The sequence below is a fragment of the uncultured Dialister sp. genome (genome assembly GCF_900538805.1).
Classification (GTDB): domain Bacteria; phylum Bacillota; class Negativicutes; order Veillonellales; family Dialisteraceae; genus Dialister.
The window spans coordinates 15,464-37,424 of the sequence record NZ_UPZP01000006.1 but is presented as its reverse complement, the minus strand read 5'-3'; the positions used below and the strand labels follow the sequence as shown (position 1 = coordinate 37,424).

Here is a 21,961-nt window from a genome sequence, read left to right as displayed (position 1 = left end):
ATTACCGATACTCCTTTACATAATTGATGAGCCCGCCGGCTTTGGCAATGTCCTGGATGAAACCGGGAAGCGGCGGTGCCTTGAAAACGTCACCGGTGGTGAGATTCCGAATGGTGCCGGTGGAAAGGTACACAGACAGCCGGTCACCTTTGTGGATTTTTTCCACATCACTTCCGATTTCCAGAAGCGGCAGTCCCACGTTGATGCCGTTCCTGTAAAAAATGCGGGCAAAGGAAGCGGCAATGATGACAGGCACACCGGATGCTTTAATGGCCACCGGCGCATGTTCCCTGGAGGAGCCGCAGCCGAAATTCTTTCCTCCTACCATAATGTCTCCGGGCTTCACTTCTTTGGCAAAGGTTTCGTCAATGTCTACCATGCAGTGGGAAGCCAGTTCCTTCGGGTCAAAGGTATTGAGATACCTGGCCGGAATGATGACATCCGTATCAATGTTATCGCCGTAGCGCCATACTTTTCCTTCTAAAACAGCCATTATTCAACCTCCCTGGGAGCGGCAATCCGTCCCATCACAGCACTGGCAGCCGCCACCTGCGGACCGGCCAGGTAAATTTCAGAATCCGTGGGGCCCATGCGGCCGATGAAATTGCGGTTGGTGGTGGAAACGCACCTTTCACCGCTGGCCAGGATACCCATATACCCGCCAAGGCAGGGGCCGCAGGTGGGCGTGGACACGGCGCATCCCGCATTGATAAAGGTATCGATGTAGCCTGCATGCATGGCGGAAAGGTAAATGGCGGGAGTGGCGGGAATGACGATGCAGCGCACCCGAGGATGGACCTTCCGTCCTTCAAAGATGCGGGCCGCAATGGCCAGATCCTCCAGCCTGCCGTTGGTGCAGGAGCCGATGACCACCTGGTCGATGGGAATATCGCCGAAAGTACCAACCACCTTCGTGTTTTCCGGAAGGTGGGGGAAAGAAACCACCGGTTTCATGGAAGAAAGGTCGATGTGCACTTCCCTCTCATAATGGGCGTCTTCATCGGCTTCCACCGCTTCCCAGGGTTTCGTGAACCGTCCTTCAATGTAGGTCTTCGTCTTTTCATCCACCGGGAAAATGCCGTTTTTCCCGCCTGCCTCGATGGCCATGTTGGCAATGGTGAAGCGGTCTGCCATGGACAGGGAAGAAATACCGGGGCCCGTAAATTCCAGGGATTTGTAGAGAGCACCGTCCACGCCGATCATGCCGATGAGAGTGAGGATGACGTCCTTTCCTGTAATGTCTTCGGGCTTCGTTCCCGTCAGGACCACCTTGATGGCGTCGGGCACTTTGAACCAGGCTTCGCCGGTGGCCATGGCCACGCCCAGGTCCGTGGAGCCTACACCGGTGGAAAATCCACCTAAGGCGCCGTAGGTGCAGGTGTGGGAATCGGCGCCAATGGTGACCATACCGGGCCCCACCAGTCCCTTTTCCGGAAGAAGGGCATGTTCAATGCCCACCCGGCCCTGTTCAAAATAATGGACAATGCCGTTTTCCCTGGCAAAATCCCTCACGATTTTGGCAAGACCGGCGGATTTGATATCCTTGGCCGGCTGGAAATGGTCCGGCACCAGCACAATTTTCTCCCTGTCAAAAACAGGCCGTCCTACTCTTTTGAATTCCGCAATGGACGGCGGCGCCGTAATATCATTGGCCATCACCAGATCCAGACTGCAGTAAATCAAATCTCCCGCTTTCACAGAATCAAGTCCTGCATGCTTTGCCAGGATTTTCTGTGTCATTGTCATACCCATACAAATACCTCCCATACTCCAAATAAAAAAATCTTCCGTCTCCAAGAGACGAAAGATTCGCGGTACCACTCTTATTCATGCCAAAGGCATGCACTCATGCTGATAACGGTCAGATTCCGGCGCCGCCTACCTGTTCAGCGGTGCAGCTCAGGGACGAGTTCAAAATCCGCTTCTGTCATTTTCCACCATCCAATGACTCTCTGCAAGCAAGTAGGGATTTTTAATACTTCCTGTCAACGCTTTTGTGAAGTTAGGAATACTCTACCACAACCATTTCATTTTTGCAAATAAAAATGAAAAAAATTCAGCAGGGACAGGGACTGTCATGGTCATGTTATATAATAAAGGAAGAATTGATTCCGTATTTTGAAAAAGGAGGTTCCCTATGAAAAAGTTTTTCTGCGTTCTCACATTGCTCCTTCTCCTGCTGGCAGGAAGCGCAGCGGAGGCGGCAGGTCCCATTAACCGGGACGGTTATTTCAAAAACATCCGCCTCGCCGGACGGGTGCGGGTGGTAGACTCCTTCCCTGACATCAAAGTACAGGTGGTGTCCTCCTTTCCGGACCTCAAAGTGAAGGCGGTGTCCTCCTTCCCCGATGACATCGGAGAATGGCAGTTTGTGGACTACGGCGAAGATTTCACGGTACAGTTCGTGGACAGCTTTCCGGACATCCGCATCGAATTCGTGGACTCCTTCCCCGGCGTCTGCTGAAATACTGAAAACATATTTCCACCGTCCCCTATCCGTGATATGATAGAAAAAGAAACAGCAGGCGCCCCATGGACAGGCGCCGGTAGGCAGGAAAGGAGTGGCTTCCTACGAAAAAAACATTATTTATTGTGTCTTCCAAACCGGACGCCGGCCTTTCCAATGAAATTCTTCATCTCATCAGGGAAGATGAAATGAAGTCCCATGGCCTGTCCTATGAAAATAACCTGCGCATTATCACCATGAATGAAGACCAGTGGCGGCTCCACAAGAGCGCCATCATTCCCAAGTACCACGTACTCTTCATCGGGCTGCCGGAGCAGGGAAGATGGTTGCCTGAAGACATGGCGGTGAAATTCACGAAGTACGGCATCACCTACGGCTGGACCGGCTGGCATGCCTTTCTTACGGTGGACGAACGGAAACTGAAGGACCATGACGTGTACAGCCGTTTCTTGAAGGAGCTGAAGGAACTCTGCAGCCTGGAGGATATCATCCAGAGTCCCAAGCGGCTGGACGCCCTGCAGCTCGTAGGCATGCTCTGCGTGGCCCTGCTGGTGCCCTTCGGCAGCGTGCTGGTAGGCGGAAAGCTCATCAAAGACTGGTACGCCAATGACAACCTCATGAAAAAACAGCAGTATGTGTATGGCATTTTCCATCTCTACCGGAACCATTTGAAGGAATTCATGGACCGGGAAGAGCCGGTATGAAATCAAAATCACGAAAGGATGCAGGAAATGAAAAGTTATGAATTTACGCCGGAGCGGGTATGTTCCAGAAAGATTACCTTTGACCTGGACGATGAGAAAAGAATCCATCATTTGAAATTCCAGGGCGGCTGCCCGGGAAACCTTGCCGCCATTGGAAGACTGCTGGAAGGAAGGAGCGCCAGGGAGGCAGCGGATATCCTCCGGGGCAACGAATGCGCCGGAAAAGGCACGTCCTGCGCCGACCAGCTCTCCAAAGCTCTGGAAAAAGCACTGGCCGAATAGGGAAAAATCCCCTCTTCCGGAATGACTTATGAATCATTCCGGAAGAGGGGATTTTTATTTCCATATCTCTATGCCTGGAAGGACTGATAAAATGACAGAATCAGTGCTTCCTCAAGGCCTCCATCTTCCTCCTTCTTCTCCTCACCCGGTTGATGTGCCGCTCAAACTGGCCGCTTCTGATAAATTCCGCCAGCACCAGCTGGTCAAACACCGGCACCGTACAGGAATAAAAGCCCACCTTTTCCTCATAGCGTGGAAGGAGGGGCGCTGGAATCACAAGGTAGCCCACCCGGATGGAGGGAGCAATGGTTTTGGAAAAGCTGTTCATGTAAATCACCGGTCCCTCCGGCGAAAGGGAAAAGAGGGTGTCCTCCGGCTTGGAAAGCAGGGTGAATTCGGAATCAAAGTCATCTTCAATGATAAATCCCTGCCTTTCGCGGGCCCAGCGGATGTACTCCGCCCGCTTGGAGGCGCTGGCGGTGATGCCGGAGGGATAGCTGTTGAAGGGAGTTACATGGAGTACGGAAGCATGGCTCTTCTCCAGCTCCCTGGTTTCAATGCCCTCCTTCCCCATGGTGAGAAACTCCAGAGGCACCTGCCAGGCCTCATAGACCTTCCGGATTTTCTCATAGGACGGATTCTCCAGGGCGTACATGCGGTTTCTTCCCAGTACCTGCACATTAAGGCCATAGAGATACTCCGCGCCGGAGCCGATGAGGATGGCTTCCGGTGAAACCTCCATGTGCCGGCTCCTGGCCAGGTAAGCCGCCAGGGCCTCCCGAAGGGCGAGGCAGCCTTTATTGGGCGATGGGTCCAGGATTTTTTCCCCTGAGGTGGAAAGCACATTTCTCATGGTTCTGGCAAAGGCTGAAAAGGGAAATAAATCCCGCTCCCCGGCCTCCCGCCTTTCCACGTCCACCCTTTCCGAAGTCTGCCGGAAAGGCACCTCCCTTTCCGCCACGGGATAGGAATCGCCTTCCTTGTAAATCACGTAGTAGCCGCTCCGTTCCCGAGGTTCCACATACCCCTCCTCCGTCAAAAGCTCATAAGCATGCTCTACCGTAATGACGCTGTACCCCGATTCATCAGCCAGCTGCCGTTTGGAAGGGAGTTTATCGCCTTCATGGTAAATACGGCGGGTAATCTTCTCCCGAAGGAGGGTATAAAGTTTCATGTAACCGGTCATGGATGGGCTCCTTTCTAGAAATCGCGCCTGCCGGGCGCGAAGGGTTCAGAGGGTTCAGAAGGTTCAAAGGGTTCAGAGGGTGGTGGTATCGCCAATCATTGTATGTCGCTTTTGTCCGCCGCATAGAGTATCATTCCGACTTGCAGCGTAGTACACCCCCGCGCCACTTCGTGGCCCTCTCCCCCTAAAGGGGGCGCAGGGACAGCCGACAGCGGAAAGCGGAAAGCGGTAAGCGGTAAGCGGTAAGCGGACAGCCGACAGCGGTCGCCCCTTCTGGTCATGCTTTTTTGAATAATTCTGGTGATTTTAATAAGATCAGTTTCATATTATAATTCATACCATAACAAAGCGCAAAGGAGATTTTATGATGATCCATGAAACTGCAGCAGACCCGCTGCCGGTGATGCACAGCCGCCATAATACGCGGTGGCTTACCATATGCGGCCTTTTCATGGCCATGAACGTGGCCCTTTCTTCCTTCGGCCTCCCGGTCCCCGGCGGCCATCTGTACCTGAACGATATCGTCATCGTCACGGCGGCCCTGGTTCTTGACCCGGCAGGGGCCTTCCTGGTAGGCGGCGTCGGCGCCTTTCTGGGGGATTTCTTCTTTTATCCTCTGCCCATGTTCGTATCCCTTGTGACCCACGGCCTCCAGGCCATGGCCATTTCCTATATTTCCCGCCACTGTTTCAAAAGCAGCCGTTTCCTTTCGGTGGCTGCTGCGGTACTTGTGGGCGCCATCATCATGGTGGTGGGCTATTCCCTGGGCCGGGCCTATGTGTACAGCACCCCTGCCTATGCCTGGATTAAGCTCCCCTTTGAAATCCTGCAGGCCCTTTTCGGCGTTATCTGCGGCCCCTTCCTGGTATGGCGGATCCATCTGGCTGAAAGGATTCAGAATCTGATCGACGGAAAGTATTGAAATAAAAAAGGGCTGTGAAGAAATGTTCACATTTCTTCACAGCCTTTTTTTAGTCGTGGGTTCAAAAGGTTCAGAGGAGGTGGTATCACCGCCCCATTGTGGCCTGCACCATATCGGAATGAGATTTCTCGACTCCTCTTCACCGCCTTCATGAAACATTTTTATCATGTCTCTGCTGTCCTCCGCTCGAAATGACAGTGCGCTGTCTCACATCTGATAATCTTATGGATTTCTAATGATTCTGTGCAGCTTTTGGATGTTTTACAAAATAGGAAACAGGATGCGGGCAAGATAAATGGTGCCTGTCATGGTAATGCAGGAGAGAAAAGTGCTCATCATAACCAGTTCCGTGGCGAAGTCTTCGCAGTTGTGGAATTCCACGGCGTAGAGCACCGAATTCACCGCCGCCGGAACGGAGGCCATGATGAGGATGGTCTGGCATACGGCCGGCGCGAAGGAGACACCCATGAATTTCCAAAAATAAATGAGCAGGAACGCCACCACCGGCGCCACCACCAGGCGGACGAAGCTGCCCAGCCAGGCATCCATGTCGCCGAAGGAGATTTTGCTCCGGTGAATCTGCATGCCCAGGGCAATCATGACGATGGCCACCAGGGCGGAAGCGCAGTTCTGGAAAATGGGCCAGAGGAAGGTGGATGTCATGTCAAAACCGGAATACTTGATGGTAAAGACCGCCACCAGCGTATAGATGACGGGCATATGGAACACCACGGACAGGGCGTCCCGGGGCGTGAGCTTTCCTTTGCCCGCCTGGTAGAGCCCCAATGTGTTGAGGCACATGTTCATCTGCACCAGCATCATGGTAGCCGCCGCGCTGGCCACGGCCAGGTAGGGAGTCTTTCCATCCACCACGTAGGGGGCGTTGGAAAAGACAAGGGCAATCAGGGCGATGCCGATATTTCCATTGTTGGAGAACATGGTGCCGTTCTTAAAGGCTTCGGTCTTGGAAACGGAGAATCCCCGAATCTTTCCCACCACCGTGCTGATGACCCCCAGAATCATCATGAGCGCAAAGGAGAGGAGAAACACGTGGAGCATGGACATATCGATTTTAGCCACATAAATGCTGTAGAAAATGAAGCAGGGCAGCACCACGTAAAAGGTGAGCTTGGTGAGAGATGCCACGTCCATGTGGTAGCGCCGGTCCATGAAGTAGCCGATGGCTACGAATATCAGAAGGGGCAGGATATTGTCGGAAATAATCTGTAAAAATGCCATGCTGCCTCCTTACAGGCCTATGGGAAAAAGAATGCGGGAAAGATAAATGGCGCCGGTCACGGTGAGGGCGCCGGCCACCGTGTTAAAGAGCACCGAACCTGTCACGAAATCAGGATGGTTCTTATACTCCACGCTGTAAATGATAAGAGCCATGGAGGACGGAATGGCGGCGTAAAGGAAAAATACCTGTTTTGCCACAGGACTCACAGGAAGTAAAGCGGAAAACAGAGCCATGATTCCCAGGGCAAGGAGTGGCGAAACAAGGAGCTTTAAAATGGCTGCTGCCGCCATGGCCCCATCGGGTTTCCGGAGATGGCTCCGGTGAAGTTCAAGACCTATGGTGACAGTGATGAGCACGATGAAGGCACCGTTGAAATGCTGCAGTACCGGCCACAGGAAGGTGTGTTCCAGCGGAATGCCTGCCATGCGCACCAGTACCGCCAGAAGGGCTGCATAGAGGGCCGGCATTTTCAAAAGATAGCGGAGGAAATCGGAAAAAGAGGCGCCGCCGCTTCGGATGAGAGCTGCTCCCAGCACATTCACCGCCATATTCATGACAATCATGAGCACCGCCATGGTGCCAAGGGCTTCCGCCACATAGGGATGGCTGCTTCCTTCCGCAAAGGGCGGATGGGTGTAAATGAGCATCACCAGGGCCGCACCGATGTGTCCGGAATTGGAGAAGGAAGAAACCGCCCGGAAGGCGCCTTCTCTATTTCCCAGATGAAGGAGCTTCCCCGCTCCCGCAGACAGGAGATACTGCAGCACCAGAAGGAGTATGGCCGCCAGCGCCGCCATCAGCTCCCCGCTGCCGCCGCTGTACTGGTAGAGGCTGAAAAAGATAAAGCAGGGCAGCACCACCATCACCGTAAGTCGGCTGTAGGTGGAAATATCGATTTTGAATTTACTGTCCAGAAACCATCCCGCCCCGATGAAAACAAAGAGGGGCAGGATATCATTCCACAGAATGGATAAAAGTATCATCATGGAAGCGGTATTTCTCCTTAAAAAAATAAAAGGGCAAATCATTTGTACACTTTAGTATACAACGATTTGCCCTGCAGGAAAAGAAATTTTCCTCCCTTCACGGTTTGAATTTATATCCCACACCCCAGATGGTAAGAATGTGCTTCGGATTGGAGGGGTCCTCCTCCACCGCCTCCCGGAGACGGTTGATATGCACCGGTACGGTGGACGTATTTCCAAGGGAATCCATGCCCCAGATTCTGGTATAGAGGGACTCCCTGCTGTACACCACATCGGCGTGAACCATGAGGAATTCCAGCAGCTGGAACTCCTTATTGGGCAGCACCTTTTCCTCCCCCTTTACGAAAATGCGGTGGGTATCAGGCTCCAGGGTAATGCCGCTGATGCTGATTTTCTTTTTGTCCCCACTCTTTCCTTTCAGCCTTTCATACTGGGCCAGCTGGGACTTCACCTTTGCCACCAGCACGCCGGGGGAGAAGGGCTTTTCGATGTAATCGTCGGCGCCAAAGCCAAGGCCCCTGATTTTATCGATATCGCTTCTTCTGGCGGTAACCATCATGATGGGAATATCCACCTTGTCCCGAAGCTTCCTTACAATCTGGAAGCCGTCCATACCGGGCAGCATGATGTCCAAAAGGATCAGGTCATAATCACCGGTCAAGGCTTCTGCCAATCCGGCGGTGCCGTTTTCCTCCACCGTCACCTCATAGCCTCCCACCTCCAGGTAATCCCTTTCAATGGATGCAATATCATCATCATCTTCCACTATCAGTATGCGTTTTGCCATTTGTATCCTCCAATGGTAATGTAATATCCACCTTCAGGCCATGGGGAGCCTGATTGCTGAATGTAAGGGTGCCCTTCATGAGGTGCACCGCCCTCTCCACGAAGGAAAGACCCAGGCCGCTTCCCTTATCTGTCCAGCTTCTTGCCTTATCGGTGCGGAAGAAGGCTTCCTGAAGGCGGCTGAGGGCTTCCTTCGGCACGCCGGGACCGTCATCGGACAGGGAGAGAAGGGCCTTCCCCTCCGCTTTGGACACACGGACGGTAATATGCACCCGGTCCTCCGTCTTATAGCGGATGCTGTTGGAAACCAGGTTCTCCACCACCCGTTCCAGAAGAAGAAGATTTCCTTCCACCTTCACCGGTTCCTTTGCATCTATGGTGAAATCGGCGCCGTTCTTTCCCCAGTTCAGTCGGTTTTCCTCCACGAACTGGTCCACCAGCAGGGAAAGATCCAGGGACTTTGTGGGGAGCGCCTTTTCACCGATATCCATTTTCGTCAGAAGCAGCAGCTGCTCCACCAGCCGCTCCAGCACATCCGCCTTCCTGCGGATAACCTGGAGATACCGCTCCTGCATGGCCGGCGTGGAAGCCACATGGTCCATGAGCCCCTCCACATAGGCCTTGATGGACGTAAGGGGCGTCCGGATGTCATGGGAAATGGAAGCAATGAGCTCCTTCCTTCTTTCCTCATCCTGCTCCTTTTCCTCCAGCGACTGCTTCAGCCGCCAGGCCATCACATTAAATGTATCTATGGCAGGCGTAAATTCATCATTCCTGTCATAATCCAGATGCACCGAAAGATTTCCCTGCCGCACCTCCTCCGCTCCCCGTTCCAGTTCCTTCAAGGGAGCCATGATGCGTCTGATAATAAAGCGGGACAGGAAATAACTGGTCATCAGGATAAATATAAAGAGAGCAATCAGGATAAAACGAGCCACCCCCCGCACCGCCTTTTCAATGGCGCCGTCATTTCTTTCCCGGGGATGGTGGGCCATGATATAAAGATGGTACGTTTCGTTCCGGATGGTTTCCTTTTCCGCGAACCGGTACCAGGGCTCATCGGTGACGCTGTAAATACCGTTCCCGTCCCTTCCGTCCAGCCGGTCCATCACCCCTTCATTCCGAAGGATTTTCACATCCTTCCTGCCCTTTGCCTCATTACCGTAGCTGTAAAGAGGGATTCCCTCCTTTTCCACCACCACATAGGTAGCCACGGGATCCGTGATTTCCATGACCCAGGCATACCGGGAGAGGGAATCATTATGGCGGAGACTGTGAAATACGGTGGTCCGGAGGATCTGAGTCATCACATTAAACTGGAATCCGCTCTCCGCTATCACATGGTTTCCACTGGCCGCATAGAGAAGAAGTCCCGCAAAGGCGAGAGCCAGCACGAAGAAGGTCATGAGAAAGGGAAGAATACACACCACGATATGGCTTAAAATCAAACTTTTGCGTATGGTCATAGTATCTCCTGGGTATCTCCTGGAATAGAAAAGGGACTATAGATTATAAAGAGTTCAGAGGGGAAAGGTTCTTAAGATTGACCGGCTTTTCGCCGGAGGGTTCTTAGGTTTGACGGGCCTTTGGCCCGAGGGTTGTGGTGGCGGCTGGCGCCGCAATTTATAGTCAGCGTTACGGGATTTACTTCCCGCCGGACCCGTCATTCTGAGCCGCAGGCGAAGAATCTCGGTACATGGCCTGAGTGACTCTTCTCCTGATAAATACCAATCGGCGGAAAGGCATCTGCGGTAAGCGGAAAGCGGTAAGCAGGCAGCCGTTTCACCAGCCCACCAGCCCACTAGTTCACTAGCTCACCAGCCCACTAGCTCACTAGCTCACTAGCTCACTAGCTCACCAGCCTTATCATACAAACCACAGTGGAAACCTGCAACCTGTATTTTTTCCAGTTTATTTTTTATTTAACCTTACATACAGATTCATTTACATCGGTCCTGTAAAGTACATGGTGAAGAAACAATATTTCATCCCATGACTTTGGAGGAAAAATGATGAAAACCATTCGCAGCCACCCCTATGTATCCCTTTTGATTTTTACGCTCATCCTGTACCTGGCAGGGAACCAGCTTCTGGCCGTTACGGATACGGCGGAGTCTAATTACGCATTAACCGCCAAGGAAATGGTCCTTTCCGGCGACTGGATTTCTCCCCAGATTTACGGGCGCTACTGGTACGATAAGCCCATTTTCTATTACTGGGAGCTGGCCCTTTCCTTTGCCCTATTCGGCTTCAATGAAATGGCCGCCCGCCTGCCCGCTGCCATTCTGGGCTCCGCCTCCGTGCTCTTTACCTACTGGTTTGCCCGCCGCACCTACGGAGAAAAGACAGGCTGGCTTTCCGCCATCGTCCTTGCCACTTCCTTAGAATACTGGATTCTTTCCAAAGCGGTGATTACGGACTCCACCCTTTTCCTTTTCATGAGCGCCGCCATTGCCTTCTTCTATCTGGGCTATTCGGAAAACAGGAAATACTATTTCCTGTGCTACATATTTGCCGCCCTGGCCACCCTCACCAAGGGCCCCATCGGTATCCTCCTGCCGGGCCTGGCCTGCCTGCTCTTCCTTCTTTACAAGAAGGACCTGAAGGAAATGACCCATGTGCATCTCTTTTCCGGTCTTGCTATCTTTACCGTTATTGCCGGCGCCTGGTACGGCACCATGTGCTATCTCCACGGAAATGATTTCCTCCTGAACTTCATCGGCGTGCACAATGTGCTCCGTGCCACGGTGTCCGAACATCCTTCCCACAACAAGTGGTATTTCTACATCATCATTTACTTCGTTGGCTTTGCTCCCTGGAGCTTCTTCATCCCCTACTCCCTGTACCGCCGCTGGAAGGAAAAGAAGCTGGACCTTCGGAGCGCCGATGATTCCACCCAGCTGCTTCTGATTTACGCCTTCGTGGTATTCGGTTTCTTCCAGCTGGTAGCCACCAAGTACACCACCTACACCTTCCCCGCCCTGTTCTCCATGTCCACCCTTACCGCCGTCCTTTACAAAGACCATGAATTCCGCATCCAGAAGGCCGCTCTTGCCTGCGGCGTAGTGTACACAGTGCTAGCTATCGCAGTGGCTCCTACCATCATGCTTTCCCATTCCGGCAAAGAAATAGGCGAAGCCCTGGCCCATCTGGACACCACCGGAAAGACCATCGCCTTCCTGGATGATTACCGCACCTCCGCCGTCTTCTACAGCGGAAAGACCATCTACCGCGCCGAGCCGGGAGACCAGATTGCTTCCATGGAACCGGGCACCCTGTCCTGGAATGCCAAGAACGTGATGCCCTTCATTGCAGAGGAAAAGCTGGTCAACGATCAGAGCGCCATCCTGATTACCAAGGACAACAGCCGCTCCCCCTTCCTGGTGACCTATAATGAAACAGAAGAAGCTGCCCGCATCAGCGTCCCCGGTCAATACACCCTGTGGATACGGTAATATTATCTATGCTTTTCCCTCATACAATCGTTTCTATATAGCAATTAACTCATAACCGCCTTTACTTTTTCGAAAATCTGCGATATACTGGAAAAGTCAGATTTATGGCGGTGTAGCCAAGCGCTAAGGCGTGGGCCCTGCAAGGCCCTTATCCCCGTGTTCAACTCCGGGCACCGCCTCCAGCAATAGAAAAGCTCCTGGATTCCAGGAGCTTTTTTTGATGTGTGCAGGGCCTGTGGGGCCGCCAAAGGCGGCCCGGGTTCAAAAGGTTCAGAGGGTGCAGAGGGTGGTGGTATCGCCGCTTCGCGGCGATGAGTATAAAGTCAGCGTTACGGGATAACCTTCCCGACCCCATCGTCATTCTAAGCCGAAGGCGAAGAATCTTGGTATGTGCTGGGAATGACACATTCTTTGATAAATACCAGTCGGCGTAAAGATAGTGCCCATCGGCGGCTTCCCTTTTCTGTGTCCGCGGCACGACGAGCTGGTTAATAAGACACAAAGACGCTGTGGAAAGCGGACAGCCTATAGCCGAAAGCCGGAAGCGGTTCCCTCAGTCCTTCGGCACGGGGCCGTACTTGTTCTTTTTCTTTTCTCCCGGGAAGAAGGCAAGGAGCACCACGGCAATCATGAAGATCACTGCCACCACCCTGGTGGCCATGAGTTCGCTTCCCAGGAACTGCCCGCCCAGCTGGTTGATGGCAAAGAGGATAAGGAAGAAGGCCCAGTAGTAGAGATGGGAGAGTCCGATATCGGAGAGGCGGCGCATGGCCAGGCTGATGAGGGATATGAAGCAGAGGGTCCCCAGTACCAGGAATGTAAAGATGTAAAGGTTCAGGTCTCCTTCAAAGAGCTCCGGTTTCAGGCAGGTGAAGGAAAAAAGCGCTGCCGCCGGTATGCCGGCGCCCAGCATTTTGGGGATATAAGACCGGCGGCTCATGCGGCCTACGGGGTTAAAGTAGGTTTTGAAGATTTTATGGCCCACTCCTTTGGCCTCTTCCGCTGCCGCCTCTTCGATGGCTTCGTTGTCGGAAAGCACTTTGGCTTCCTCGCTGTCCATGAGGGCGATGGTGACCACCTTTTCTCCTTTGTCCGGCTTGGTCACGAAGATGGAGGTGACGGTGTCGGAGAAGATGGTCAAGCCCTGGGCGTCCTCTCCTTCCCCCTCGGATTCGGAAATCTTCTTGATGAAGTCCTGTCTTTTATCCGCAGGGAGTTCCATGTAAATGGCGGCGGTTTTCTTATTCCGGATGCACACGCCGATGATGGATACTTCCATACCGTAAAATGGGAATTTTTCCTGCCCTTCGGAGAGGGAGTAGAATTCAATATGTTTGTCTTCGTCCACCTTTTCCCTGGTGGCGGTGTATTCCTTGGAAAGGCTTCTAAGGCTGTCGCCCAGGCGGATTTTACCGGCTCTTCTGGGTTTCCTGTGCTTTCCGCCGCCGGCGGCTTTTCCTGCGTTTTCTGTAATATCGGGGATGTCAAAATCCATATTCATTGCTTTTCGCTCCTTTTCACGGGCCCTGCCCGTCAAACTGTCTTTTTTATTGTAACATGAGTGACGGGGAGATGAAAGGCGGGTATCCTAGGGAAGCACTGATTGATTCGCAGAATCGAATTTCATATGTATTTTTATCCAATGCTGCATCATCAGTCTCCTTAAATAGCTCGCTATTCGCGTCGACTGATTCCTTGCATTGAATGAAAATACAAGAATGAAATCCGATAACGATTTAATCAGCGCTTCCCTGACATAAAAAAAGAACCGATGAATTTCACCGGTTCTTTTCTTTCAGACAGGAAATCAGTCTACCAGGGCGATGATGACTTCAGGAGCATTATCGCCGAGACGGCCGTCCAGTTTCACAATGCGGGTATAGCCGCCGTTGCGGTCTGTGTATTTCTTTGCAATTTCGTCAAACAGTTTCTTTGTAACAGCCTTGTCCATGATGAAACCTTCAGCCTGGCGGCGGGCATGGAGATCGCCTCTCTTAGCGAGGGAGATCATCTTGTCAGCTACATGGCGGAGTTCCTTGGCCTTGGATTCAGTGGTCTTAATCTGGCCATGCTGGAAAAGGGCGGTTACGAGACTGCGCAGCAGGGCCTTGCGGGCACCGCTGACTCTTCTCAATCTACTACGTGCCATTTCTTTCCTCCTATAACTATATCAATCCTTGGAATCTTTGAGATGAAGTCCGTAATCCCGGAAATTAGCCAGTTTTTCTTTGATTTCATCTACCGATTTTTTACCAAGGTTGCGTACACGGGTCAATTCATCTTCTGTTTTGTCTGTGAGTTCGCCGATGGTGTTGATTTCGGCTCTCTTCAGGCAGTTAAATGCGCGGACAGAAAGTTCCAGTTCGTCAATGGGGAGGGCGCGTACTGCGTCTTCGTTGGCTTTATCCTGGGCAGGAGCGGGACTTTCTTCTACTTCTTCCCCTTCTGTCGGTTCGCTGCCTGGCTGGCTGATACCGATTTTGCAGAAGTTTTCAAAGCAGCTGATGAGGATATTGGCAGCTGTTGCCACTGCGTCGTCCGCATTGACAGAGCCGTCGGTATCCAGTTCGAGGGTCAGCTTGTCGTAGTCCATTTCATTGCCTACGCGGGTATCGCTGACTTCGTAATTGCATTTAACAACAGGAGAATAAATGGAGTCGATGGGGATAACGCCGATTACGTCATCATCCCTTTTGTTCTTTGTAAAAGGTACATAGCCATGTCCACGGTTAATGGTCATTTCCATACCCAGGTGGGCATCGGAATCCAATGTGCAGATGGCCAGATCTTTGTTGAGAACATCTATTTCTGCCGGTAAAACCATGTCACCGGCATGGAAAATACCCTCTTTAGTGATATCGATCCGAACGCTGATGGGGAAGGTCGCTTCGTCGTGGGCGATGAAACGGATCTTCTTCAGGTTCAGGATTATATCTGTTACATCTTCTCTGACGCCGTTGATAGTTGAAAATTCATGAAGCACGCCGTCGATTTTGATAGACGTAATAGCCACACCGTCTAAAGATGAAAGCAACACGCGTCGTAAACTGTTTCCCAGGGTGATGCCATAGCCTCTTTCGAGTGGTTCGCATTCGAACTTGCCGTGACGTTTGTCATCGCTGAGTTCCACAGTCTTTATTGTGAAGCTAGTATTTTCGATCATCCGAAAGTCCTCCTTCTGCGCCTTGCGGCGCCAAAATGAAACAGAAAGGATATACCTTAATTATACTCTTCTGCGTTTCGGAGGACGGCAGCCGTTATGAGGAATCGGGGTGACGTCCTTAATGCTGCTGACTTCGATGCCTGCTGCCTGCAGTGCACGGATAGCTGCTTCACGGCCTGCGCCAGGTCCTTTGACGAATACGTCTGCGGAACGCATGCCCTGGTCAATAGCAACTTTAGCAGCCTGTTCTGCTGCCATCTGTGCTGCGAATGGTGTGCTCTTGCGGGAGCCTTTGAATCCGAGTCCGCCGGCGGATGCCCATGCAATGGTGTTGCCGTTGGAGTCAGTAATCGTTACAATCGTGTTGTTGAAAGTAGAACGAATATGAGCTGCACCGGATTCTACATGTTTTCTTTCTTTTCTTTTTGCCTTACTTTTTACCGTAGCCATTATATCCCTCCTTCAACATTACTTCTTGGTTGCAGTCTTCTTACCTGCAATGGTCTTCTTCGGACCTTTACGTGTACGGGCGTTGGTCTTCGTTCTCTGACCGCGTACCGGCAGGCCTTCACGATGACGTCTGCCTCTGTAGGAACCGATTTCTACCAGACGCTTAATGTTGAGGGATTCTTCTCTACGGAGATCACCTTCGACTTTGTAGTCAGCAAGAGCGTTGCGGATTTTTGCAACGTCATCTTCTGTCAGATCTCTCACTCGGATATCAGGATTGATTCCTGCTTTGCTTAAGATTCCTTTGGAAAGAGTGGGGCCAATTCCATAAATATAAGTTAAGCCGATCTCAACGCGCTTATCTCTTGGTAAGTCTACACCAGCTATACGTGCCATCTACTCTTTAACCTCCTTTTAATTAACCTTGTCTCTGCTTATGTTTCGGATTTTCACAAATGACCATTACACGGCCTTTGCGTTTGATGATCTTGCACTTGTCGCACATCTTTTTAACGGACGGTCTGACCTTCATCTTGGTTCCTCCTTACTTACTTGTAACGATAGGTAATCCTGCCGTGCTCTAAATCGTAGGGCGTCAATTCTACTGTTACCTTATCCCCGGGCAGTATACGGATGAAATTCATCCTCATTTTGCCGGAAATAGTAGCCAGCACAATATGGCCGCCGTTTTCCAGTTTGACACGGAACATGGCGTTTGGAAGTTTTTCTACTACTTTGCCTTCCACTTCAATAACGTCTGCCTTGCTCATGAGAGCCTCCTTTGGCTTACATATACTGTCCGCTGGTAACGATATCAGTCGCGCAGCGTCAGAATTTTAGGACCATCTTTTGTAATGGCAATGGTGTGTTCGACGTGGGCAGACGGTTTTCCGTCAGCTGTCACTACACCCCAGCCATCGCGAAGAGAAATGATATCAGCACTTCCCATGGTAATCATCGGTTCGATGCAGATAACCATGCCTTCTTCCAGACGCGGCCCATGACCTGGCGTTCCGTAATTCGGAATTTCCGGATCTTCGTGCATGTCTGTTCCGATACCATGGCCCACATATTCCCGAAGAACGCCGTAGCCGTATGGTTTCACATAGCTTTCCACGGCATGGCCGATGTCGCCTACGGTGTTGCCCACCACTGCTTGCTTGATGCCGGCAAAGAGTGCGCCTTCCGTAGCCTTTATCAGCTGCATATTCTTCTTGTTTGTATGGCCTACCGGAACGGTGATACAGGAGTCACCCATGTAACCATTTAATTCTACCACAAGATCGATAGAAATGATATCACCTTTTTTTAAAATTTTTCTTGCTGAAGGAATTCCGTGGACTACAGTGTCATTGACCGATGCGCAGATGGATCCGGGATAACCTTCGTATCCTTTTTCTGCAGGTGTGCCGCCCCGATCTCTGATGAATTTTTCAGCCAGGTGGTCAAGATCAAGAGTGCTCATGCCCGGCTTCACTGCTTTTTCCAGCATAGAGAGCGTTTCCGCAGTCAGACGGCTGGCTGCGGCAATCTTCTCTATTTCTTCCGGTGTATGGATGATAATCATTTAGAAGCCTTCTTTAAAGCATCCTGGATATCAGCATATACCTTGTCCATGGACTGGTCTCCGTCGATTTCATAGTACCGGCCGCTGACCTTGTAGTAGTCGATGAGCGGCTTGGTGGATGTTTCATACACATCCAGGCGCTGGGAGATGGTCTTTTCATTATCATCAGCCCGCTGGTACAGTTCACCGCCGCAGTTGTCGCAGATACCTGCCTGCTTCGGGGGACGGAATTCTTTGTGGAAGGAAGCTCCACACTTTTTGCAAACCAGTCTTCCGCTTACTCTCTTGATGATGTCATCGCGGTTGGCTTTGATGCCGATGACAGCAGTAAGCTGGATTCCCAGTTCATGAAGGATGGCATCCAGGGCAGAGGCCTGGGCGGTGGTGCGGGGGAATCCGTCAAGGATCCATCCCTTTTTGCAGTCGTCCTGGGCCAGTCTTTCCTTTACGATGCCCACAGTTACACTATCCGGAACAAGGGCTCCCTTGTCCATATAGCTTTTAGCTTCCTTGCCGAGAGCAGTTCCCGATTTCACAGCGGCACGGAACATGTCGCCTGTTGCAATCTGGGGGATGCCGTAATCACGAATGAGCTTTTCTGCCTGGGTGCCTTTGCCGGCGCCGGGAGGTCCCATTAATAAGATATACATATCCTGCTCCTTATCTTACAAAAGCCTTATTTAATAAAGCCCTGATAGTTTCTTGTAACCATATAAGACTGTGCCTGTCTCATGGTGTCCAGTGCAACACCGACGATAATGAGGAGGGAAGTACCACCGAAGTACACGCCCTGGATGCCGGTAATGTTTCCGATGAAGTTCGGAAGGATTGCAATGAATGCCAGGAAAACGGCGCCGGTCAGAGTGATTCTGGACAAAACTTTATCTACATACATCATGGTGGGCTGTCCCGGGCGGATGCCTGGAATGAAGCCGCCGTATTTCTTCATATTATCTGCCAGGTCCTTAATGTTCACGGAGATGGCGGTATAGAAATAGGTGAAGATAAAAATGAGGAAACCGTAGCAGATGGTGTTTGGCCAGGTGCCCCATCCGAAGAAGCTGCCCACAGCCTGTACCCAGCTCACATGGATGAACTGCGCCAGGGTAATGGGGAGCATAAGAATGGAGGAAGCAAAGATGATGGGGATAACGCCGGCCTGGTTTACCTTGAGAGGCAGGTAGGTGGAGTGACCGCCATACATTCTGCGTCCAATCACACGCTTTGCGTACTGGATAGGAATCCTTCTCTGTCCTTCGTTCACTTCGATAACCATGAGAATCATGGCCAGCGCAATGACCAGGAACAGGAGAAGCTGGAAGGGGGAAATGGTGCCGACCTTGAGGTAATCCACCACGGTGGAAATAGCCTGCGGGAAGCGGGCTACGATGCCGCAGAAGATGATAAGGGAAATACCGTTGCCGATACCATGTTCCGTAATCTTATCGCCGATCCACATGAGGAGGCAGGTGCCTGCGGTGAGGACAACGATAACAAAAAAGAAATACAGCCAGCTGTTATCAACAAGGGCATTGTTGATACGCAGAGCATAGGTCATACCGAATGCCTGCACAGCTGCCAGGAAAATGGTGAAATATCTTGTGACTTTCTGGATTTTCTTGTATCCTTCGGCGCCGTCTTTTCTCCATTCTTCCAGGGTGGGGATGACAGCGGTCAGGAGCTGCATAATAATGGATGAGTTGATGTACGGGGTGATACTCATGGCAAATATGGAGAATTTGCTGAGTGCCCCGCCGGCGAAGAGGTCGAGGAAACCGAAAAGGTTGCCTGAAGTGAAGAGGCTCTCAATCACCGATGAATCAACCCCCGGCACGGGGATATGGACCCCGAGACGGAAGATGACAAACATCAGGAAAGTGAAAAGAATGCGATCTTTGAGTTCTTTATTTGCAAAAAAGTTTGCTAAAGTAGATCCCATATCAGATCACCTCTACTTTTCCACCTGCTGCTTCGATTTTCTGCTGAGCGGTCTTGGTGAATCCCTGTGCTCTTACGGTCAGAGCCTTGGACAGTTCACCGTTTCCCAGTACACGTACACCATCGAGAACGTTCTTCAGAATACCTGCTTCAACGAGGGCAGCGGGATCAACGACAGCGTTGGCATCGAAACGATTCAGCTGTTCCACATTGATTTCAGCATATTCCTTAGCTAATACATTTTTAAAACCGCGCTTTGGAAGACGACGGTACAGAGGCATCTGGCCGCCTTCAAATCCAGGACGGACACCGCCGCCGGTTCTGGCGTTCTGGCCTTTCGCACCGCGGGTAGCCTGTTTGCCCATCCCGCTGCCGAGGCCTCTGCCTACGCGACGACGTACTCTTGTGGAGCCTTCAGCCGGTTTCAGTTCATGCAGTTTCATCAGTGCACCTCCTTCTTATTATTCTGCTTCTTTGCATTCAACCAGATGCTGGACATGATGAATCATACCTTTAATCTGGGGGGTAAGTTCTTTTTCTACAGAGGAATTGGTCTTATGAAGGCCAAGAGCCTTGATAGTAGCGATATGTTCCGGTCTGGAGCCAATCACGCTTTTCTTCAGTGTAATAATAACTTTCATGAGGGGCCCCCTTAGTTGTAAATTTCGTCCAGGCTCTTTCCGCGGAGTGCTGCAACAGTTTCTGCATTTTCAAGCTTGGAGAGACCGTCCATGGTAGCTCTAACCATGTTGATGGGGTTGGAGGAACCGAGGGACTTGGTCAGAATGTTACGGATGCCTGCCAGAGCCAGTACGGCACGAACCGGGCCGCCGGCTTTAATACCGGTACCTTCGGCAGCAGGTTTCATAATAACCTTGCCGGCGCCGTAGATGCCCAGCATAGGATGGGGAATGGTTCCGTTCTTCAGAGCCACGGTAATCATGTTTTTCTTAGCGTCTTCAACGCCTTTGCGGATAGCTTCAGGAACTTCGGCTGCCTTGCCCAGGCCTGCGCCTACCTTGCCTTTGCCATCACCGACTACTACGACTGCAGCAAAGGAAAAACGACGGCCGCCTTTTACGACTTTAGCAACGCGGTTGATGAAAACGACGTTTTCCTGTAAGTCGGATTCCTGTTTTTCAAATCTTGGCATGTGCTTTCTCCTTTACCTTAAAATTTCAAGCCGGCTTCGCGGGCACCTTCAGCCAGAGCCTGCACTCTGCCGTGATAGATATAGCCGCCGCGATCAAATACTACGGTTTCAATGCCCTTTTCCAGAGCTCTCTTAGCAACGAGGGCACCTACAGCCTTAGCAGCTTCTGCATTGCCGCCGTAGGGGAACTGTGCCTTGATTTCTTTATCTAAGGTATTAGCCGATACCAGGGTTACGCCAGCTTCATCATCAATGACCTGTGCGTAAATGTTAGCCAGGGATCTGAACACATTGAGACGCGGGCAGGCAGCAGTACCGGAGATTTTCTTACGAAGACGCAGATGACGGCGGATGACCGCATTTCTGCTTGCATTTTTACGCATATTTTTCTACCTCCTGTCTTACTTTGTTGCGCCGGTCTTACCAGCCTTACGGCGTACGTATTCACCGGAATAACGGATACCCTTGCCTTTGTAAGGTTCCGGTTCTCTCCAGGCGCGGATTTCAGCTGCTACCTGGCCAACCATTTCCTTATCAGCGCCGGATACCAGGATCACAACGGAAGACGGGGTTGTAATTGTAATGCCTTCCGGCGGAGTGATGATAACCGGATGGGAGAAACCGAGGGCCAGCTTCAGGTTCTTACCCTGCATCTGTGCATTGTAGCCAACGCCCTGGATTTCCAGTTTCTTTTCGAAGCCCTGTGTTACGCCAACAACCATGTTGTTGATCAGGGTACGGGTCAGTCCGTGCAGGGAACGGTTTTTGATTTCATCATTGGGACGGGAAACAAGGATTTCATTGTTTTCCATCTTAATGTCCATTTCTTCATTCAGTGTACGGGACAGTGTTCCTTTCGGGCCCTTAACTGTCACTGTATGGCCGTCAATCTTGACTTCCACACCAGCCGGGACCGCAATAGGTTTCTTGCCAATTCTTGACATTCTATACCTCCAACGGATTACCAGACAAACGCAAGAACTTCACCGCCAAGGCCTTCTCTACGAGCTGCCTTGTCAGTCATGATGCCCTTGGATGTGGAAATAACTGCAATACCGAGACCGCCGAGAACCTTCGGCAGTTCTTCTTTGCCTGCATATACTCTCAGGCCCGGTTTGGAAATTCTCTTCAGACCTTTGATGACCTTTTCACGGTTAGCGCCGTATTTCAGGGAAACACGGAGAACCTGGTGGCCTTCCACTTCGATCTGTTCTACGTTTTTGATAAAGCCTTCATCTTTTAAAATCGTAAGCACAGCTGCCTTAATTTTAGAAGCAGGCATATCTACCTTATCATGATATGCATCGTTCGCATTACGAATACGGGTAAGCATATCCGCAATTGGATCGGTTGTTACCATTATTTAATCCTCCTCCCGAATTACCAGCTGGCTTTTCTAATACCCGGAATTTCGCCGTTGTAAGCCAGGTCACGGAACTGGTTACGGCAAATTCCGAATTTACGCATATAGCCGTGGGGACGGCCTGTCAGTTTGCAACGGTTATGCAGACGTGTGGGGGAAGCGTTGCGGGGCAGTTTGGAAAGGGCTTCCCAATCGCCTGCTTCCTTCAGAGCCTGACGTTTGGCTGCATATTTCTGAACGGCGAGTTCTCTTTTCTTCTCGCGTTCCAACATAGACTTCTTTGCCATATTGTCCTCCGA

Annotated in this window: 29 protein-coding genes, 1 tRNA gene and 1 other annotated feature; of the genes, 6 read left to right on the top strand and 24 right to left on the bottom strand. The window is 51.5% G+C overall.

The window, feature by feature from the left end; genetic code table 11:
* Position 1 precedes the first annotated feature (1 nt).
* The gene (locus QZQ29_RS01445; RefSeq protein WP_296958745.1) at positions 2–493 is read right to left on the bottom strand and encodes a 3-isopropylmalate dehydratase small subunit; all 492 of its coding nucleotides are present in this window, start codon (positions 491–493) and stop codon (positions 2–4) included.
* Complete coding sequence (gene leuC, locus QZQ29_RS01440; protein ID WP_296958743.1) at positions 493–1,752, bottom strand: 3-isopropylmalate dehydratase large subunit; 1,260 nt, start codon at positions 1,750–1,752, stop codon at positions 493–495. The genes QZQ29_RS01445 and leuC overlap by 1 nt, the downstream gene beginning before the upstream one ends.
* A 41-nt stretch (positions 1,753–1,793) precedes the next feature.
* Positions 1,794–1,998, bottom strand: a binding site (T-box leader).
* A 139-nt stretch (positions 1,999–2,137) separates the two neighbouring features.
* On the opposite strand from leuC, the gene QZQ29_RS01435 reads away from it, so the two are divergent.
* From QZQ29_RS01435 to QZQ29_RS01425, 3 genes are all read left to right on the top strand, one after another.
* Positions 2,138–2,464 (top strand): hypothetical protein, encoded by a 327-nt coding sequence (locus QZQ29_RS01435; protein ID WP_296958742.1) that lies wholly within the window; start codon positions 2,138–2,140, stop codon positions 2,462–2,464.
* Positions 2,465–2,592: 128 nt separating this feature from the next.
* Positions 2,593–3,171, top strand: a complete 579-nt coding sequence (locus QZQ29_RS01430; RefSeq protein WP_296958740.1) for a hypothetical protein — start codon at positions 2,593–2,595, stop codon at positions 3,169–3,171.
* Between the two features lie 27 nt (positions 3,172–3,198).
* A complete protein-coding gene (locus tag QZQ29_RS01425; protein ID WP_296958739.1) occupies positions 3,199–3,453 on the top strand; it encodes a TIGR03905 family TSCPD domain-containing protein in 255 nt (84 codons plus the stop codon).
* Positions 3,454–3,553: 100 nt separating this feature from the next.
* Here the strand turns inward: QZQ29_RS01425 and QZQ29_RS01420 are convergent, their stop codons facing one another.
* Positions 3,554–4,639: a PLP-dependent aminotransferase family protein gene (locus QZQ29_RS01420; RefSeq protein ID WP_296958737.1), complete on the bottom strand. Its 1,086-nt coding sequence runs from the start codon at positions 4,637–4,639 to the stop codon at positions 3,554–3,556.
* A 364-nt stretch (positions 4,640–5,003) separates the two neighbouring features.
* On the opposite strand from QZQ29_RS01420, the gene QZQ29_RS01415 reads away from it, so the two are divergent.
* Entirely contained in the window at positions 5,004–5,561 is a 558-nt protein-coding gene (locus QZQ29_RS01415) for an ECF transporter S component (RefSeq protein ID WP_366663860.1), read from the top strand.
* A 261-nt stretch (positions 5,562–5,822) separates the two neighbouring features.
* Here the strand turns inward: QZQ29_RS01415 and QZQ29_RS01410 are convergent, their stop codons facing one another.
* The 4 genes from QZQ29_RS01410 to QZQ29_RS01395 all read right to left on the bottom strand — a co-directional run bounded on the left by QZQ29_RS01410 (position 5,823) and on the right by QZQ29_RS01395 (position 10,039).
* Positions 5,823–6,800: an AEC family transporter gene (locus tag QZQ29_RS01410; protein WP_296958735.1), complete on the bottom strand. Its 978-nt coding sequence runs from the start codon at positions 6,798–6,800 to the stop codon at positions 5,823–5,825.
* A 9-nt stretch (positions 6,801–6,809) separates the two neighbouring features.
* Positions 6,810–7,787 carry an AEC family transporter gene (locus tag QZQ29_RS01405; protein WP_296958734.1) on the bottom strand — a complete coding sequence of 326 codons (978 nt, stop codon included), beginning with the start codon at positions 7,785–7,787 and terminating at the stop codon, positions 6,810–6,812.
* 97 nt (positions 7,788–7,884) lie between these two features.
* Entirely contained in the window at positions 7,885–8,574 is a 690-nt protein-coding gene (locus tag QZQ29_RS01400; RefSeq protein ID WP_296958732.1) for a response regulator transcription factor, read from the bottom strand.
* The gene (locus tag QZQ29_RS01395; protein WP_296958730.1) at positions 8,543–10,039 is read right to left on the bottom strand and encodes a HAMP domain-containing sensor histidine kinase; all 1,497 of its coding nucleotides are present in this window, start codon (positions 10,037–10,039) and stop codon (positions 8,543–8,545) included. Before QZQ29_RS01395 ends, QZQ29_RS01400 begins: the two co-directional genes overlap by 32 nt.
* A 543-nt stretch (positions 10,040–10,582) precedes the next feature.
* Between QZQ29_RS01395 and QZQ29_RS01390 the strand changes: the two genes are divergently transcribed.
* Positions 10,583–12,028: a glycosyltransferase family 39 protein gene (locus QZQ29_RS01390; protein ID WP_296958728.1), complete on the top strand. Its 1,446-nt coding sequence runs from the start codon at positions 10,583–10,585 to the stop codon at positions 12,026–12,028.
* A 106-nt stretch (positions 12,029–12,134) separates the two neighbouring features.
* Positions 12,135–12,210, top strand: a tRNA-Cys gene (locus QZQ29_RS01385).
* Between the two features lie 371 nt (positions 12,211–12,581).
* Here the strand turns inward: QZQ29_RS01385 and QZQ29_RS01380 are convergent.
* The 17 genes from QZQ29_RS01380 to rpsN all read right to left on the bottom strand — a co-directional run bounded on the left by QZQ29_RS01380 (position 12,582) and on the right by rpsN (position 21,949).
* Positions 12,582–13,529: a DUF805 domain-containing protein gene (locus QZQ29_RS01380; protein ID WP_296958726.1), complete on the bottom strand. Its 948-nt coding sequence runs from the start codon at positions 13,527–13,529 to the stop codon at positions 12,582–12,584.
* Between the two features lie 306 nt (positions 13,530–13,835).
* On the bottom strand, positions 13,836–14,177 hold the full coding sequence (rplQ, locus tag QZQ29_RS01375; protein WP_008859829.1) for a 50S ribosomal protein L17: 342 nt from the start codon (positions 14,175–14,177) through the stop codon (positions 13,836–13,838).
* A gap of 21 nt (positions 14,178–14,198) precedes the next feature.
* Positions 14,199–15,191 carry a DNA-directed RNA polymerase subunit alpha gene (locus QZQ29_RS01370; protein WP_296958721.1) on the bottom strand — a complete coding sequence of 331 codons (993 nt, stop codon included), beginning with the start codon at positions 15,189–15,191 and terminating at the stop codon, positions 14,199–14,201.
* A 60-nt stretch (positions 15,192–15,251) separates the two neighbouring features.
* Positions 15,252–15,641, bottom strand: coding sequence for a 30S ribosomal protein S11 (gene rpsK, locus QZQ29_RS01365; RefSeq protein ID WP_008859827.1), 390 nt, complete (start codon positions 15,639–15,641; stop codon positions 15,252–15,254).
* A gap of 18 nt (positions 15,642–15,659) precedes the next feature.
* Positions 15,660–16,037 (bottom strand): 30S ribosomal protein S13, encoded by a 378-nt coding sequence (gene rpsM / locus QZQ29_RS01360; RefSeq protein ID WP_296958718.1) that lies wholly within the window; start codon positions 16,035–16,037, stop codon positions 15,660–15,662.
* Between the two features lie 22 nt (positions 16,038–16,059).
* Positions 16,060–16,173: a 50S ribosomal protein L36 gene (rpmJ, locus tag QZQ29_RS01355; protein WP_008859825.1), complete on the bottom strand. Its 114-nt coding sequence runs from the start codon at positions 16,171–16,173 to the stop codon at positions 16,060–16,062.
* Between the two features lie 16 nt (positions 16,174–16,189).
* On the bottom strand, positions 16,190–16,411 hold the full coding sequence (infA, locus tag QZQ29_RS01350) for a translation initiation factor IF-1 (RefSeq protein WP_008859824.1): 222 nt from the start codon (positions 16,409–16,411) through the stop codon (positions 16,190–16,192).
* Between the two features lie 44 nt (positions 16,412–16,455).
* Positions 16,456–17,208 carry a type I methionyl aminopeptidase gene (gene map, locus QZQ29_RS01345; protein ID WP_296958716.1) on the bottom strand — a complete coding sequence of 251 codons (753 nt, stop codon included), beginning with the start codon at positions 17,206–17,208 and terminating at the stop codon, positions 16,456–16,458.
* Complete coding sequence (locus tag QZQ29_RS01340) at positions 17,205–17,858, bottom strand: adenylate kinase (protein ID WP_296958714.1); 654 nt, start codon at positions 17,856–17,858, stop codon at positions 17,205–17,207. Before QZQ29_RS01340 ends, map begins: the two co-directional genes overlap by 4 nt.
* A gap of 26 nt (positions 17,859–17,884) precedes the next feature.
* Positions 17,885–19,147, bottom strand: a complete 1,263-nt coding sequence (secY, locus tag QZQ29_RS01335) for a preprotein translocase subunit SecY (protein ID WP_296958712.1) — start codon at positions 19,145–19,147, stop codon at positions 17,885–17,887.
* Position 19,148: 1 nt separating this feature from the next.
* Positions 19,149–19,589, bottom strand: coding sequence for a 50S ribosomal protein L15 (gene rplO, locus QZQ29_RS01330; protein WP_296958711.1), 441 nt, complete (start codon positions 19,587–19,589; stop codon positions 19,149–19,151).
* 18 nt (positions 19,590–19,607) lie between these two features.
* Entirely contained in the window at positions 19,608–19,787 is a 180-nt protein-coding gene (gene rpmD / locus QZQ29_RS01325; RefSeq protein ID WP_008859819.1) for a 50S ribosomal protein L30, read from the bottom strand.
* An 11-nt stretch (positions 19,788–19,798) separates the two neighbouring features.
* Positions 19,799–20,299 carry a 30S ribosomal protein S5 gene (gene rpsE, locus QZQ29_RS01320; protein WP_291057842.1) on the bottom strand — a complete coding sequence of 167 codons (501 nt, stop codon included), beginning with the start codon at positions 20,297–20,299 and terminating at the stop codon, positions 19,799–19,801.
* Between the two features lie 17 nt (positions 20,300–20,316).
* Positions 20,317–20,682 (bottom strand): 50S ribosomal protein L18, encoded by a 366-nt coding sequence (gene rplR, locus QZQ29_RS01315; protein WP_008859817.1) that lies wholly within the window; start codon positions 20,680–20,682, stop codon positions 20,317–20,319.
* A gap of 18 nt (positions 20,683–20,700) precedes the next feature.
* A complete protein-coding gene (gene rplF / locus QZQ29_RS01310; RefSeq protein WP_296958707.1) occupies positions 20,701–21,243 on the bottom strand; it encodes a 50S ribosomal protein L6 in 543 nt (180 codons plus the stop codon).
* A gap of 17 nt (positions 21,244–21,260) precedes the next feature.
* Complete coding sequence (gene rpsH / locus QZQ29_RS01305; protein ID WP_008859815.1) at positions 21,261–21,659, bottom strand: 30S ribosomal protein S8; 399 nt, start codon at positions 21,657–21,659, stop codon at positions 21,261–21,263.
* A 20-nt stretch (positions 21,660–21,679) separates the two neighbouring features.
* The gene (rpsN, locus tag QZQ29_RS01300; RefSeq protein WP_291057844.1) at positions 21,680–21,949 is read right to left on the bottom strand and encodes a 30S ribosomal protein S14; all 270 of its coding nucleotides are present in this window, start codon (positions 21,947–21,949) and stop codon (positions 21,680–21,682) included.
* Positions 21,950–21,961: the final 12 nt, after the last annotated feature.

Bases quoted from the DNA above. Each gene is read 5' to 3' on its own strand.
- QZQ29_RS01445 (WP_296958745.1), bottom strand. From the start codon at position 493: ATGGCTGTTTTAGAAGGAAAAGTATGGCGCTACGGCGATAACATTGAT.
- leuC (WP_296958743.1), bottom strand. From the start codon at position 1,752: ATGGGTATGACAATGACACAGAAAATCCTGGCAAAGCATGCAGGACTT.
- QZQ29_RS01435 (WP_296958742.1), top strand. From the start codon at position 2,138: ATGAAAAAGTTTTTCTGCGTTCTCACATTGCTCCTTCTCCTGCTGGCA.
- QZQ29_RS01425 (WP_296958739.1), top strand. From the start codon at position 3,199: ATGAAAAGTTATGAATTTACGCCGGAGCGGGTATGTTCCAGAAAGATT.
- QZQ29_RS01420 (WP_296958737.1), bottom strand. From the start codon at position 4,639: ATGACCGGTTACATGAAACTTTATACCCTCCTTCGGGAGAAGATTACC.
- QZQ29_RS01415 (WP_366663860.1), top strand. From the start codon at position 5,004: ATGATGATCCATGAAACTGCAGCAGACCCGCTGCCGGTGATGCACAGC.
- QZQ29_RS01410 (WP_296958735.1), bottom strand. From the start codon at position 6,800: ATGGCATTTTTACAGATTATTTCCGACAATATCCTGCCCCTTCTGATA.
- QZQ29_RS01405 (WP_296958734.1), bottom strand. From the start codon at position 7,787: ATGATGATACTTTTATCCATTCTGTGGAATGATATCCTGCCCCTCTTT.
- QZQ29_RS01400 (WP_296958732.1), bottom strand. From the start codon at position 8,574: ATGGCAAAACGCATACTGATAGTGGAAGATGATGATGATATTGCATCC.
- QZQ29_RS01395 (WP_296958730.1), bottom strand. From the start codon at position 10,039: ATGACCATACGCAAAAGTTTGATTTTAAGCCATATCGTGGTGTGTATT.
- QZQ29_RS01390 (WP_296958728.1), top strand. From the start codon at position 10,583: ATGATGAAAACCATTCGCAGCCACCCCTATGTATCCCTTTTGATTTTT.
- QZQ29_RS01380 (WP_296958726.1), bottom strand. From the start codon at position 13,529: ATGAATATGGATTTTGACATCCCCGATATTACAGAAAACGCAGGAAAA.
- rplQ (WP_008859829.1), bottom strand. From the start codon at position 14,177: ATGGCACGTAGTAGATTGAGAAGAGTCAGCGGTGCCCGCAAGGCCCTG.
- QZQ29_RS01370 (WP_296958721.1), bottom strand. From the start codon at position 15,191: ATGATCGAAAATACTAGCTTCACAATAAAGACTGTGGAACTCAGCGAT.
- rpsK (WP_008859827.1), bottom strand. From the start codon at position 15,641: ATGGCTACGGTAAAAAGTAAGGCAAAAAGAAAAGAAAGAAAACATGTA.
- rpsM (WP_296958718.1), bottom strand. From the start codon at position 16,037: ATGGCACGTATAGCTGGTGTAGACTTACCAAGAGATAAGCGCGTTGAG.
- rpmJ (WP_008859825.1), bottom strand. From the start codon at position 16,173: ATGAAGGTCAGACCGTCCGTTAAAAAGATGTGCGACAAGTGCAAGATC.
- infA (WP_008859824.1), bottom strand. From the start codon at position 16,411: ATGAGCAAGGCAGACGTTATTGAAGTGGAAGGCAAAGTAGTAGAAAAA.
- map (WP_296958716.1), bottom strand. From the start codon at position 17,208: ATGATTATCATCCATACACCGGAAGAAATAGAGAAGATTGCCGCAGCC.
- QZQ29_RS01340 (WP_296958714.1), bottom strand. From the start codon at position 17,858: ATGTATATCTTATTAATGGGACCTCCCGGCGCCGGCAAAGGCACCCAG.
- secY (WP_296958712.1), bottom strand. From the start codon at position 19,147: ATGGGATCTACTTTAGCAAACTTTTTTGCAAATAAAGAACTCAAAGAT.
- rplO (WP_296958711.1), bottom strand. From the start codon at position 19,589: ATGAAACTGCATGAACTGAAACCGGCTGAAGGCTCCACAAGAGTACGT.
- rpmD (WP_008859819.1), bottom strand. From the start codon at position 19,787: ATGAAAGTTATTATTACACTGAAGAAAAGCGTGATTGGCTCCAGACCG.
- rpsE (WP_291057842.1), bottom strand. From the start codon at position 20,299: ATGCCAAGATTTGAAAAACAGGAATCCGACTTACAGGAAAACGTCGTT.
- rplR (WP_008859817.1), bottom strand. From the start codon at position 20,682: ATGCGTAAAAATGCAAGCAGAAATGCGGTCATCCGCCGTCATCTGCGT.
- rplF (WP_296958707.1), bottom strand. From the start codon at position 21,243: ATGTCAAGAATTGGCAAGAAACCTATTGCGGTCCCGGCTGGTGTGGAA.
- rpsH (WP_008859815.1), bottom strand. From the start codon at position 21,659: ATGGTAACAACCGATCCAATTGCGGATATGCTTACCCGTATTCGTAAT.
- rpsN (WP_291057844.1), bottom strand. From the start codon at position 21,949: ATGGCAAAGAAGTCTATGTTGGAACGCGAGAAGAAAAGAGAACTCGCC.